This is a genomic window from Pristimantibacillus sp. Z349TD_6, assembly GCF_056173205.1.
Genome location: NZ_CM149662.1, coordinates 5,659,920 through 5,673,154 on the forward strand (window position 1 = coordinate 5,659,920; position 13,235 = coordinate 5,673,154).

Sequence of the window (13,235 nt, forward strand, 5' to 3'; positions counted from 1 at the left end):
CATATGCCTAGTAGATTTAACCTCCATTAACGAAATGCATGATTGATTATTACGTAAGTTCATGCATGGACCAAACTACACCATTTGTAGATCCGCCACCTATATTAAGTGCGATAGTCAGACCGTTCGCATTATAGTAAAGCCCAACAACATCACCAGCGGTGAGCGTAACCTCACCTGCCAAGGTTACAGTTCCATTTCCGAGTACGGCTCTTAAAGTTAGAAGCAATGCAATATTAACATTCAAAATAGGTAATAATCCCGTAACTAGACTTGTTGTTGTAGGTGCTGTTCTTTGAACTAGAAAAAAGGGGTTTACTCCAGCTCCGAGGCTTACGCCAATAGCTGCTGTGGTTATATAATTTACTGTTGCTAAAATAGAATATCTACCAGTGACCGGTATTGTGAAATTTCCAGTTGCAGCATTGAAATTCGCATTTCCGTAATAAGGATTCGCTACAGACCAGTTAATAAGCTGACCTGTTGCAGATAAAGTAAGAGTAGACAAAAATGCTGAAAATCCTTCAGCAGCAAAGTTTGGGCCAGTAGCTCCTGTAGCGCCGGTTGCGCCGGTTGCGCCGGTTGCGCCGGTTGCGCCGGTTGCGCCGGTTGCTCCTGTTGCACCCGTAGCTCCTGTCGTTCCGGTTGCCCCAGTTGCTCCTACTCCTGTTGCACCCGTCACTCCCACTCCCGTCGCTCCTGTAGCCCCAGTTGCACCCGTTACTCCTACTCCAGTGGCTCCTGTCGTTCCGGTTGCTCCAGTTGCACCCGTCACTCCTACTCCCGTAGCTCCTGTCGACCCGGTTGCCCCGGTTGCACCGGTTGCACCTGTCACTCCTATTCCCGTCGCTCCTGTCGACCCTGTTGCTCCCGTTGCCCCGGTTGCACCTGTCACTCCTACTCCCGTCGCTCCTGTCGTGCCCGTTGCCCCAGTTGCACCCGTCACTCCCACTCCCGTCGCTCCTGTAGCGCCGGTGGCCCCAGTTGCACCCGTTACTCCTACTCCAGTGGCTCCTGTCGTTCCGGTTGCTCCAGTTGCACCCGTCACTCCCACTTCCGTCGCTCCTGTAGCGCCGGTGGCCCCAGTTGCACCCATTACTCCTACTCCAGTGGCTCCTGTCGTTCCGGTTGCTCCTGTTGCACCCGTCACTCCCACTCCCGTCGCTCCTGTCGACCCGGTTTCACCCGTCACTCCTACTCCTGTAGCGCCGGTTGCCCCAGTTGCTCCTGTCACTCCTACTCCCGTCGCTCCTGTCGACCCTGTTGCCCCGGTTTCACCCGTCACTCCTACTCCCGTCGCTCCTGTCGCCCCAGTTACTCCTATCGCACCTGTTGCCCCTGTCTCCCCAGTTGCTCCTGTCGCTCCTGTCGCCCCGGTCTCCCCAGTTGCTCCTGTCACTCCAGTTATTCCCGTTGCCCCTGTCGCCCCTGTTTCACCCGTCGCCCCCGTCGCGCCAGTTATCCCCTTCTTACGCGTCCCGTCGCAGCTTAATGAACCGGAGCATGAACAATTGCTACTTGAACATTGCGATCTGTTAAGTTTTGAGCTGCCACAATACTTATCCATTAGCCCCATCCTTTGTTCAACAATCTCGAATTCATATATCATAAAAAATCAGAATCGATGAAATTTTTCGATCCCAATTTTCCTATCATTGAATCTATATAAAACTTATCATCTAAAATAAAAATTCTCCCAGAAACAGAAAACATTCTACCCCTCTATCGGCAGACTCTATTAATAGTAAATGAATTTTCCTCAGTTAATGATTGTACTCAAGCCTTATTTTCCAAATAATAGTCATTTGGAGGATACCTAAAAATAGAGCCACCGCTGCCTTCAATAAGGCAAAGTGACTCTATCTTTTTCACTACTTTTAACCTGTCTAACCCTTCCCATACTAAGACCACATAATATATCGAGACCAACAATCCATTTTTTATTTTTTTATAAAATTTTACATTTATTCTGGATTTAATCTTTACATCACAACTTCCGTTTAATGTTTCAAAGAAATAATAATATATGCTAAAATAGATCAGCCGAACTTTATTATAAGTAGTTAGGTCTTTATACCGTATAGCACAGATTTAATCTAAATCCTGTATCTATCCATTTGAATGCGGATACATTTTCTTGCATCACTCGAGTTATCGCCGCTCACTACTACATGAAAAATCGATTTAGTGGTATATTAGTACTATATCGAATCGTCCGGAGGTCCTATGGAAAAACATAACTCTTCACAAGACCGAGCATCCTTTATTTTTAATATTGAGGTGCTTGTAGAAGGGAAAAACAACGCTGCAGCGCTTGAGCAATTGCTTCATTCGCTAAATGGTTCTGACTTTGTTGATTTCCGTATATTATCCGGCATCCAACTTGGAGAGCAAATCGATCATCGCAAGAATAATACAAGCTCCACCCGTGAAATTCCTTTGCCGCCTAACCTAACTAAAAATGCTGACAACGTACAACCTAACAGAACTTCAACCACCACTCCTGAGAAAACAAAAGAAGCTAAAAAGGTCGACAAACCAGCAGCAGATGCTCTAGAAGCTTTAAGCTATTACGACAAAATAAGGGCACTCATGAAAAACAATACCTTAATCCGGCTCCTCGTTAATAAAGGCTTAGGTATTACGCTCAGCATTCCTTGCCGAATCATTAATATGGATGAGTCGGAAAATATTATTACCGTTTATCATGTCGACGAGAAGCAAGTGTACACGTTTCGAATGAACGAAATTGAAGACTTCTCATACTAATCCACGCATGAAGAAAAAAAACCGTTCAATGACTGTTTTTCAGCCATAGAACGGTTTTTTATGCATAACCGGGGGATAACATTTGTTCAATGTTGTCACTTGATACAGGGGGACTCCAGAAGAAGCCCTGCATTTCATCGCATTTATGCTTGCGAAGAAACTCCATTTGCCCTTCAGTCTCCACGCCTTCTGCGATAACCTGAATATTCAGGTTATGAGCCATTGCAATAATTGCAGCAACGATTTCTGCATCACTCGGGTCCTGCTGAATATCACGTACGAAGGAGCGGTCAATTTTCAACCGATCAATCGGGAAGTTTTTCAAATAATGGAATGAACTATAGCCTGTGCCAAAATCATCAACGCTAATATTAACGCCTAATTCCGTCAAGTCGAGCAAACAGCGAGACACATGGCTAACATCCATCGTCATCGACTCCGTGATTTCCAGATCCAAATATTTTGGATCGAGGCCTGTTTTCTCAAGTACTGCCGCTACCTTGCCTGCGAGATCCGTTTGAACGAATTGCCTAATCGATAAATTGACGGATACTGGCATTAATGGCAATCCAGCGTCTTGCCATGCTTTGTTTTGACGGCAGGCCTCTTCCAGCACCCAATCGCCAATTTGGACAATCATGCCGCTCTCTTCAGCTAACGGGATAAAGTTCCCTGGCGGTATCATGCCTTTAATCGGATGATTCCATCTTACAAGCGCTTCTACGCCAACCATAGTACCTGAGCTCAAATCATATTGCGGCTGATAATGCAAAATAAATTCCTCGCGCTGAATCGCGCGATACATCTCATGCTGCAGCGTAAGTCGCTCCAATGACGAATTGCTCCAGTCCTCCGAATAAAGCAGGCAATCATTTTTCCCGCTTTCCTTCACTTTGACAAGCGCCATATCTGCTTTCTTGATAAGCGAATAACTATCATCATCCGCGTTGCGGTTTGTAACCAAACCAATGCTCGCTGTAATATGTAACGGGAAGCCGCTCAGCTCATAGGGCTCTTCAATCGACTTGAGGAGATTTCTGCACAGCTCAAGCAAATGCTTCTCCGATCGTAAATTGCAAAATAATAAAGCAAATTCATCGCCTTCCATACGCGCTGCAAAATCATTGTCATCAAGATCTCGATTTAGTCTTTCTGCAACTTGCATGAGAAGAATATCACCAAATTCGCGTCCAAAAGATGCATTGACCAGCTTGAAGCGATCTAAATCCAAATAACAAATACCAACGATACGTTCTTCTTCCTTCGCCCTTGTCAACGTCTCCGTCAGTTTCATTTGAAACAAAGTGCGATTCGGCAATCCGGTCATATCATCGTGATAGGCCATATAGCGAATTCGTTCAAGATTACGTTTGCGATCGCTTAAATCCTGGCTTATTACTACCGTTCCGATGACTTCATCCATCTGTATCATAGGTGAGCAAACAACTTGAAGCTCGAGCGGAAAACCTGAACCATGTGTAATGTTAATATTGATCTGTTTGGTTTCACCAAGCAAAGCATGCTCAAATGTTTCTTGCAGCAATTGCCGGCTGCCCGGTTCGACTAGTCGCAAGATCGTTTCACCGAGAAGCTCGGTTCGGTCATAGCCAAGTGTACGGCCAGAAGCCTCGTTCAACTCCATGACAATACCGTTTTTATCCAATATCGCCAGCGGAACGGCATCTGAACGAAGCAAAGTCTCTACAATTGCCGTATGATAATTTTGGAAGCTAAACGTCACATTTCGCTTTATATAAACAATTACTGCAGTTACGATTAACGATGCAGCGATGGCCAAAGCGGTCCATTTGTACATCGTGTTAGAAATTAATATAAATGATACGATAATCCAGACCAACCCGAGTGCTGCCAGCAAACTGCTAATAACCAACGATCCATTCAATGATTGCTTGAGGAGTTGCCGCTTTCTATCAGGAAAACCATCTATCCGTTTCGTCACGCACAAACGTCCTTCCTCTATTTCGAGTCAAGTCAGTGTTCGCTTTATTATAAACGATGTACGCGCTCTGGTATAGAAATATTTACTAAAGCAACTTGTTTTTTTGTTGTAATACAGAGTAATATGTCGTCAATTCATTATTTATTTCTAACTAATTACTTTCTTTCTTAAGTGCTGCAGTAATAATACATATCCAGCCAGCAATAATCGCAACGCCGCCAATAGGTGTAATCATGCCAAGCTTGCTGAAGCTCGTAAGCGATAATACGTACAAACTGCCGCTAAAAATGATCATTCCTGTTAGAATTAATCGACCACCATTTAAAGCAAGCTTGCTCGTCCCCATTTGTTTCGCGAACAAGGAAATTAGCATTAAACCGAGTGCGCTGTACATGTGATAACGAACGCCTGTTTCAAAAACCTCTAAATAATGATCACTCAATTGTTTTTCTAATCCATGTGCTCCGAATGCGCCTAAAGCAATGGCTAAAGCCGCGTTTATTGCTCCGATTGCAAAATATTTTGGAAACATTTGTTTTCAATCCTCTCGTATTTGTGTATAATTTTACCGTAATTAGTAAAGGAGCTGATATAAATGGAAAATGAAACCAATAACAATGCTAATCCATCTTCCAGCAATGAGCCTTATGGCTCAAGACCCGTTTTCTCAAATGACCAAACTATCTATGAAGGTCCTAAGAAACATTCAGGAATTGGCATTGCATCCTTCATCATTGGGCTGCTCTCAGCCGTATTGCTTATTATTGCAATCGTCTCAGGCTCCTCATTCGCTGATCAGATCGCAAATACAGACATCGTTATAGCAGACCCTTCTGATAAAGCAGCTTTTCAAGCTTCAATCGAAGCGCTTGGTCAAGAAGTTCTTGTTTCTATGATGCTTACTATCGTTTGTATTTTTGGAGCAGGACTACTCTCCCTTGCAGGCCTTATATTAGCCATTATCGGTGCCGTCTCCAGCAAGCGTCGTAAAACGTTTGGCGTTATTGGCATTGTACTTAACGTTGTCGTATTTGTAGGCGGTATTGCCTTATTTTTTGTAGGCTCTGCTTCTATTGCTTCATCTGTTGCCTAATTAAATTTCGGCCAGCTGTAAAAAGTCTGTCTCAGCCTCAATGGAGCGCTCGAAGCAGGCTTTTCTTATTCAAGCCGCTTATCTCACCGTTAATTTCGTCCGACTAAAACCTTCCTTCGTCTTATTAACCTCAAGGCAAGCCGGGAATGCATCCTTAAGCTCCTGAACGTGAGATATAACACCGATCATCCTTCCTGATTTCTGCAAATCAACAAGTGCTGTAATAGCTTTCTGAAGCGATTCCTCATCCAGTGAACCAAAGCCCTCATCAATGAACATCATTTCAATCGTCACGCCGCCCATGTGGGATTGAATAACATCCGTCATTCCAAGTGCAAGACATAACGAGGCGTTAAACTTCTCACCGCCGGACAATGTTTTCACGTCACGATTCTGACCTGTATAAGCATCATAGACATCCAGGCCTAGTCCGCTTTGCTTGCCGCGAGTTTCAAGGCGATCACTTCTTTGCAGCATAAATTGCCCATTCGATAAATCGTGCAAGCGCGAATTGGCAGCAAAAAGAATCTGCTCCAAAAACTCGATTAGAATATAGCGCTCGAACGATACCTTGAGCGCATTATCCCCTTTCAGCATCTGGAATACATCCATGACCTCTTCTAGCTTAGCCTCAAGCTCGCTCACATAATCATTGGCTTTTCCAATTGAAATGGCAAGTCGCTCAGCAACTTGACCGGTCCGCATTGCCGTTTGTGCGGCGGCAAATAGTTTCTCCTGCTGCTGCTTCAAAGCAGCAAGCTGCTCCTGAAGCTGCGACAGATCAACTCTAGGTTTGCCTGCAAGCTCGCTTTGCAGTTCAACCAGCTGCTGCATAAGTGAAGCAACGGCTGCTTGGTATGCAGCAATTTCTTTTTTCAACTGTTCTCTAGCTGAGTCAGGCAAAGCTGCTTCTCGATATTGCTGAACCGTGTCAAAACCCGCTTTCACGAGCTCATCCAGCAATCGCTGCTCTGCTTGCTGCCTGCTTTTTTCCGCTTCTAGCTGCTGCTGCTCGGATTGCACGGCATATGCTTTCTGTTCAGCCAGCTTCGCCGTCATTTTTTGCTGCTGCTCTTGAACAGACTTCCAAGCTGCCGACATTCGGTCATATACTACCTGCTGCTCGTTTAGTTTTTCAGTCAGCTTCTCAGGAGTTCGCAGCGTTTCTGGGATGCGGCCCAGCTCCTGCTGCAGCGTCGATTGCTGTGACGTTCGCTCAACGATTAAGCGCTGCTGCTCCTGTTGTAGTTGTTCCTTAAGAAGCTGTTGCTTCTCGAGTTGCTGCTCCTGACGTTCGATCAACTGCTTGAGCTCAGGAAGCTGCTTCACTTTCAATAGAAGCTTGTCCGTTTCTTCTTTAAGGCCGCGCCAAAGCTGCAGCAGCTGCGCTCGTTGCTCTTCCAGCATGACGGCTTTCAATCCAAATTCCGCCAGCTCTTTAGCACCATCCTCGCGTGTTGCTTGTGCTGCAGCTGCTTGTGCTCGCGCTTCAAGCCATTCCCGCTCCACTGCGGCTAATTGTAATTTTGCCTCTTGCAGCCGTTCACGAGAAGGAATCTCTGAATGTATGACCGACTTTGCTGGATGCTCCTCACTGCCGCACACAGGACAAGGCATGCCCTCATGCAGATGAACAGCTAGCAGTGACGCTTGCCCCTCAAGCCATGCAGCCTCAAGCTTATCGTGGTTGTCTTTTGCTTTGCTGAGAGTTTGAGCAAATTCTTTCTCTAATAGAGCGATTCTCGTCATTTCCTTCTCGACGTCAACTACTCGCTTTAATTGTTTCCCCTGCTGCTCAATAAGACGCAGCTGATCCAGCTTATCTGTCAGCTCTGCCGTTTCAAGCTCTGTTTCCTTCACTTGTGCATTTGCAGAGAGCTTCGCTTCTCGCAGCTTTATAAGCTCTGCATCCAATGCCTCGAGCTTAGTTGTACAACCCTTCTCCGCAATTACGAGCTTGTCGATCGCTTGCTGCTGACTAGAGAGCGTTTTTACGATTGGAGCTATCTCTAGCAATCTGCTGAGCTCACGTTCAGCTTCTCGCCGTTCGTCGCTGCGCTGCTCTTCTACTGCAAACCGCTCAACTGCAAGCTTAAAGTCGCGCTCCGCGGTCTCCAGCCCCGCTTGCCTCGTAGCAAATTGTTCCCGCTTCAACTTCGCATCAGCAGCGGTTCGTTCAGCATGCTCCTGATAAGGTGCCAAATGGGCTGCTTTTTCAGCCAGCGCCAGCCGCTGCTCCTTCAAGCCATATTCCGGCTTCTGTCCATCCAGCTGCTCAAGCTGCGTCCGCTTCCTCGCATGCTCCTCGTACTTGCTATTAAGCGCCATCGCAACCCTCAGCTGCACTTCTGCCGCTTCAAGCCTTCCTGTAAGCAGCTCCTTTTGCTCTTCCGCTTCTCCTGCAAGCTTCTTATAAAATTCGAACTCCAGCGCCAATGCATCAGTCACTTGCGTCGCACTATATACTTCCTGCTTAAAGGTTTCAACAAGCTTACTATTTTCTCGCTCTGGCAGCGCCTCTTGCACTTGCTTCATATAAGCATTAAGAGTCGCTTTTGCTTCTTTCAGCTGATCCTGCAGCGCACGATTTTTTTGCTGAAAACGATTTTCCAAACGCTCATACAGCTCTGTCCGGAAAATTCGGCGCAAAATTTCTTCCTTATTATCCGTATCGGAAGTTAGCAGCTTTCGAAACTCTCCTTGCGGCAGCATGACAATCTGACTGAATTGCTCCTTGGTGAGGCCAATTATCTGCTCCAGCTTAGCATTCACGTCAGACAAAATAAAACGGTCCACAGCTGGAATGGGTTCCCCGCTAGTCGTCTCGTACAGCTCGCACTTACCGCCTGTTTCACTTTTGTTCCCGCCCTTGCGATGAGGCATCTGCCTAAGGACCAAGTAGCTTCTGCGACCGATAGCGAAATCGAAATGAACCGCGGTGTGTATTTCTTCTGCAGCAAAATGACTGCGAAGCATACGGGGATCAGCTCGATCCTCTCCACTTGCCGTTCCATAGATAGCAAAACAAATCGCATCAAAAATCGACGTTTTCCCTGCGCCTGTATTACCTGAAATAACAAACAAGCGTCGATCCTCCAGCATGCTGAAATCAATCGTTTCCGTGTCTCGATAGGAGCCGAAAGCTGTCATTGTTAATTTGATTGGCCTCATAGCATACCTCCTTCCTCACGCAGCAGCTCTGCATACGTATTCGCAAACAACTGTTTTTTCGCTTCTGAGAGTGGTTGCTGCTTTACTTCTTGATAAAAAGCTGCGAACAGCTCGATTGGATCAGCCTCACGCCGTCCTTTCGCCACTCCAGCGTCCAAGCTGCTGCCATCGCTCGAATGGCTGCCTGAAGATAATGGCCTGCGTTCCACATGAAGCGCATTCGGATAAACCGCACGCACCTTCTCCATTGGAAACAATACGGGATTATCATTCAAAAGAGTAACAAAAACATAATCCTCGTTTATTTCATGCTTTGTTATCTCTTCAATAGTAGCAGTTATACGGCGCATGTTGCGAAGCGGAAGCAGCTCGCGCTTCTCAATCTCCACTTCACCCGCTTCATTAAGCTCAATGACGAAATAACCCTTCGCATGGTTTTCTTCAGAAATCGAATATTTAAGCGGGGAACCCGCATACCTTATCTTGTGATTGCGAACGAAATGAGCCTGATGCAAATGTCCAAGCGCTGTATAATTAAATTTCTCAAAATAAGCCGCACTCACATGTTCAGCTCCGCCAACAGACAATGGCCGCTCGGAGTCGCTTGTATTAAGCTCCGGCTCTCCGGTTGCCGTAACAAAAGCGTGCCCGACAAACACATGCCGAGCTTCTGAATTCATAGACTCAGCAATGTTTGCTGTGACTGCCCGCATCGCATCGTCATGCGTTTTTATCGATTCATCGCCAAACTCGTAGCGTGCTTGCGCAGGATCTGCGTACGGAACAAGATGGAAGTGAACCTCGCCGAATTCATCATTTAGCACGATTGGTCCGAGCGTTTTGCGGAGCTGTCCCGCCAAATATAAACCGCGATTTTCCATCATTTTTGTACCAAAATTAATACGATCTGGACTGTCGTGATTCCCTGATATTGCAAGCACTGGCGTACCTAAATCGATGACGATCCGGCTGAGCAGCTCATCAAGCAATTCTACCGCTTCCGTAGGCGGCACAGCCCGATCATAGAGATCGCCAGCAATAATGACCGCATCCGGCCGTTCTATTTCGATTGCTTGCAGCAGCTGCATCAGAACATAACGCTGATCCTCTGTCATATATACGCCTTGAACGAGCTTGCCCAAATGCCAGTCCGCAGTATGAAATAGCTTCATTCGTCACAAACATCCCTTCCTTGCATTTCTATCTATCTTAACACGTTATTGGTCTATCATTTATTTTAACATCCGATTCATCAAGCCGCATAGTAAAGCTGAAATTGCTTTCCGGTATCTATTGCACATCGCATAAATACACGATAAAGTTAGACACGGCATACGTTTATCAAACTCTATTCCTATTATAATGACAACGATGGAGGACTACCAAATTGTCTCGTTTCACTACTACTTTATCCAAAAACTACATACTGCTGCTTACTGTCGTTTTCGGAGGTTTTCTCATCTTTGGCTTCTCCGAAAATATTAAAGGGCCTGCGCTTCCTAGAATGCAGAGTGAATTGAAGCTTGACGAGCTGCAAGTCGGAATTTTGTTAGCATTTAACTCCCTTGGCTATTTGCTTGCATGCAGCTTTACCGGGTGGCTAACCCGCAAAGCAGGCATGAAACTCACCCTGGTACTCACATTTGGCTCTATGGCGGTGTCTGGTGTTTGCATCTATTTTGCAGCAAACTACACCTCTCTTTCATCCGCTTATTTCCTCATGTATGTCGGAAATGGGATGCTGGAAATCGCGCTAGCCATCCTTGCGGCTCGAATTTTCATCAAAAACACGGGCACGATGATGAACCTCGCACACTTTTTTTATGGGCTCAGCTCAACCTTTGCCCCGATCATTGCTGCTTCGCTGATGGGTGTTCATGTATTTGGCTCTGCTCTAGGCTGGCGGGGGATGTACATGCTTATGCTCGCGCTCTCGATTTTGCCCATGCTTCCAGGACTTTTCGCAAAATATGCCGGTGATGAGCAAAAACACGAGGATCGAATTTCTTTAAAGGAATTTGCTCGTGATAAGATCGCTTGGCTCATTGTAGTCGTACTATCTTTCGGAGTAATATCGGAGCTTGCTGTTGGCGGTTGGCTCGTTAACTTTTTGGAGAAGGCTTACGGCTGGAGCGGTGATGCATCGGCTAAAATGCTATCTGCCTTTTTCTTCTGCTTTATGCTCGCAAGGCTCGTTCTCGGCCCCGTCACTGACAAAATTGGCTACACGAGATCGCTCATTTTGTTATCTGCTTTTTCTGGGTTATGCTCAGTTGCAGCTATTATCATCGGCGAACCAGGGGCCTTTCTGTTTGCACTCGCAGGAGTTGGTATCGCTCCAATCTATCCAACCGTCATGGCCTTGCTTGCCAAACGTTACCCGAACAACGCCGATACCGCTATTACATTTACTGTAACCTTAATGGGTATAGCGAGTGTCATCGGCAACCTCGCTATCGGCGCCATTACAGAATGGACGAAGCAGCTGTTCGCCGGAAGTGGAAACTCGCAGGCCAGCCTCGTTGCAGGTCTGCAAGGCGGTTATCTATTCATCGGGGCATGTGCGCTTGCCTGCTCGGTCACTTCGATCATTCTTTATCGCATGCTTAGAAATAGGAATGCTGTATTATAAATAGAAATGCCCCTGCCAGTGCTGAAGCTCAGCACCCTGCGGGGGCATTTTTTATTCCAGGCAGCCTTTTCAAAAATATCTCGATGTTATCATTTTTTTCTTCGTATAAAATTCCACTCCGTCCTTTCCATTGGCATGCAAATCTCCGTAGAAAGAGTCCTTCCAGCCCGAAAATGGAAAAAAAGCCATTGGTGCAGGCACGCCTACATTAACGCCCAGCATGCCAGCCTCCGCTTCCTCGCGGAACTTTCGAACCGCCTTAGCATTTTCCGTATAAATGACTGCTGAATTACCAAATCTAGAACTATTCACTATAGTAAGCGCCTCATTTAAATCTTCCGCGCGCAGGACAGATAATACTGGACCAAATATTTCCTCCGTGGCAATCTTCATTTCAGGCTTCACTTGGTCAAAAATCGTCGGTCCAAGAAAATATCCTTCGCCGCTGCGTTCCGTTGCAAGCCTGCCATCCAGCAGAAGCGCAGCCCCTTCAGCAATCCCGCTCGCAATATACTTTTCGATGCGCTTACGATGCTCATCGCGTATGACTGGCGTTAAGGTGACGTCATCGCGCATTCCCGAACCGATGATCATTGCTTCCGCTGCAGCTTGCAGCGCCTTCATAAAGCTGCTCCCATCACCGACTGCAACGACAGCAGAGCAAGCCATGCATCGCTCACCAGCACTGCCAAAGGATGAGGCAATGATGTTCTCAACCGTTTTATCGATATGCGCGTCCGGCATTACAATATGGATGTTTTTGGCGCCGGCAAGCGCTTGAACTCTTTTGCCGTTATACGCAGCACGTTCATATACGTATTTGGCAACAGGCTGCGAGCCGACAAATGAAATTGCCTTAACACTCGGACTGCTCGTCAATGCATTTACAACATCGTGAGCGCCATGCACCACATTAAGTACACCATCCGGCAATCCCGCTTCCCGCAATAGCTCCGCAAGCTTGTTAACGGTAAGCGGCGTACGTTCTGATGGCTTGAGCACAAAAGTGTTGCCAAGCGCGATGGCAAGCGGGAACATCCAGCAGGGTACCATCATCGGAAAATTAAATGGCGTGATGCCTCCCACTACACCAACCGGCACCCGGAACAGCTCCGAATCGATGTCCGTTGCAATGTTTGCAAGCGTTGCGCCCATCATATGCGTCGGCGCTCCTGCCGCAAACTCCACATTTTCGATGCCGCGCTGCACTTCTCCGACCGCTTCTTTGTAGCTTTTTCCGTTCTCCATCGTTATAATCTCCGCCAGCTCCTCCGCATGCTCCTGCAGAAGCTGCCAGTAACGAAACAGTACCCTCGCCCTGCGTGGAACAGGGGTATTGCTCCATGCGGGATAAGCCTGCTCCGCAGCATGCACAGCAGCTTCAACATCCTCTTGGACGGATAACGGGACGTATGCGATTACTGCACCTGTAGCTGGATTGATCACTTTATCTGTTCGTCCATTTACAGACTCCACCCAAACACCATTTATAAAATTACGTAATTTAAGCGAATCCTGTAGGGAAATAGGTTCTATAGCCATCCTATCAGCTCCTATGTTTGTTAATTATCGTTGGGAACAAACCTTTTATCCTTTGGCGCACTCAAGCA

At 46.7% G+C, this 13,235-nt stretch carries 9 protein-coding genes; 3 read left to right on the forward strand and 6 right to left on the reverse strand.

The genetic code is table 11. The features are described from left to right. Positions 1-49 precede the first annotated feature (49 nt). Positions 50-1,567 carry a hypothetical protein gene (locus AC0VYE_RS24730; RefSeq protein WP_475443200.1) on the reverse strand — a complete coding sequence of 506 codons (1,518 nt, stop codon included), beginning with the start codon at positions 1,565-1,567 and terminating at the stop codon, positions 50-52. A gap of 659 nt (positions 1,568-2,226) precedes the next feature. On the opposite strand from AC0VYE_RS24730, the gene AC0VYE_RS24735 reads away from it, so the two are divergent. Beyond that, on the forward strand, positions 2,227-2,769 hold the full coding sequence (locus AC0VYE_RS24735) for a hypothetical protein (RefSeq protein ID WP_076270283.1): 543 nt from the start codon (positions 2,227-2,229) through the stop codon (positions 2,767-2,769). Between the two features lie 58 nt (positions 2,770-2,827). Here AC0VYE_RS24735 and AC0VYE_RS24740 read toward each other — a convergent pair whose 3' ends face one another. Continuing rightward, positions 2,828-4,729 carry a putative bifunctional diguanylate cyclase/phosphodiesterase gene (locus AC0VYE_RS24740; RefSeq protein ID WP_475443201.1) on the reverse strand — a complete coding sequence of 634 codons (1,902 nt, stop codon included), beginning with the start codon at positions 4,727-4,729 and terminating at the stop codon, positions 2,828-2,830. Between the two features lie 151 nt (positions 4,730-4,880). After that, on the reverse strand, positions 4,881-5,261 hold the full coding sequence (locus AC0VYE_RS24745) for a DUF423 domain-containing protein (RefSeq protein WP_430063522.1): 381 nt from the start codon (positions 5,259-5,261) through the stop codon (positions 4,881-4,883). A gap of 63 nt (positions 5,262-5,324) precedes the next feature. Here AC0VYE_RS24745 and AC0VYE_RS24750 point away from each other — a divergent pair, with 63 nt between their 5' ends. Further along, positions 5,325-5,822: a hypothetical protein gene (locus AC0VYE_RS24750; protein WP_475443202.1), complete on the forward strand. Its 498-nt coding sequence runs from the start codon at positions 5,325-5,327 to the stop codon at positions 5,820-5,822. A gap of 78 nt (positions 5,823-5,900) precedes the next feature. On the opposite strand, the gene AC0VYE_RS24755 is transcribed toward AC0VYE_RS24750, so the two are convergent. Continuing rightward, positions 5,901-8,993, reverse strand: coding sequence for an AAA family ATPase (locus AC0VYE_RS24755; protein WP_475443203.1), 3,093 nt, complete (start codon positions 8,991-8,993; stop codon positions 5,901-5,903). Next, positions 8,990-10,165, reverse strand: a complete 1,176-nt coding sequence (locus AC0VYE_RS24760; protein WP_475443204.1) for an exonuclease SbcCD subunit D — start codon at positions 10,163-10,165, stop codon at positions 8,990-8,992. Before AC0VYE_RS24760 ends, AC0VYE_RS24755 begins: the two co-directional genes overlap by 4 nt. A 215-nt stretch (positions 10,166-10,380) precedes the next feature. Between AC0VYE_RS24760 and AC0VYE_RS24765 the strand changes: the two genes are divergently transcribed. Then, a complete protein-coding gene (locus AC0VYE_RS24765) occupies positions 10,381-11,625 on the forward strand; it encodes an MFS transporter (RefSeq protein WP_475443205.1) in 1,245 nt (414 codons plus the stop codon). Positions 11,626-11,694: 69 nt separating this feature from the next. Here the strand turns inward: AC0VYE_RS24765 and AC0VYE_RS24770 are convergent, their stop codons facing one another. Beyond that, positions 11,695-13,167, reverse strand: a complete 1,473-nt coding sequence (locus tag AC0VYE_RS24770; protein ID WP_475443206.1) for a CoA-acylating methylmalonate-semialdehyde dehydrogenase — start codon at positions 13,165-13,167, stop codon at positions 11,695-11,697. Between the last annotated feature and the right edge of the window lie 68 nt (positions 13,168-13,235).

Bases quoted from the DNA above. Each gene is read 5' to 3' on its own strand.
- AC0VYE_RS24750 (WP_475443202.1), top strand. From the start codon at position 5,325: ATGGAAAATGAAACCAATAACAATGCTAATCCATCTTCCAGCAATGAG.
- AC0VYE_RS24760 (WP_475443204.1), bottom strand. From the start codon at position 10,165: ATGAAGCTATTTCATACTGCGGACTGGCATTTGGGCAAGCTCGTTCAA.
- AC0VYE_RS24735 (WP_076270283.1), top strand. From the start codon at position 2,227: ATGGAAAAACATAACTCTTCACAAGACCGAGCATCCTTTATTTTTAAT.
- AC0VYE_RS24770 (WP_475443206.1), bottom strand. From the start codon at position 13,167: ATGGCTATAGAACCTATTTCCCTACAGGATTCGCTTAAATTACGTAAT.
- AC0VYE_RS24755 (WP_475443203.1), bottom strand. From the start codon at position 8,993: ATGAGGCCAATCAAATTAACAATGACAGCTTTCGGCTCCTATCGAGAC.
- AC0VYE_RS24730 (WP_475443200.1), bottom strand. From the start codon at position 1,567: ATGGATAAGTATTGTGGCAGCTCAAAACTTAACAGATCGCAATGTTCA.
- AC0VYE_RS24745 (WP_430063522.1), bottom strand. From the start codon at position 5,261: ATGTTTCCAAAATATTTTGCAATCGGAGCAATAAACGCGGCTTTAGCC.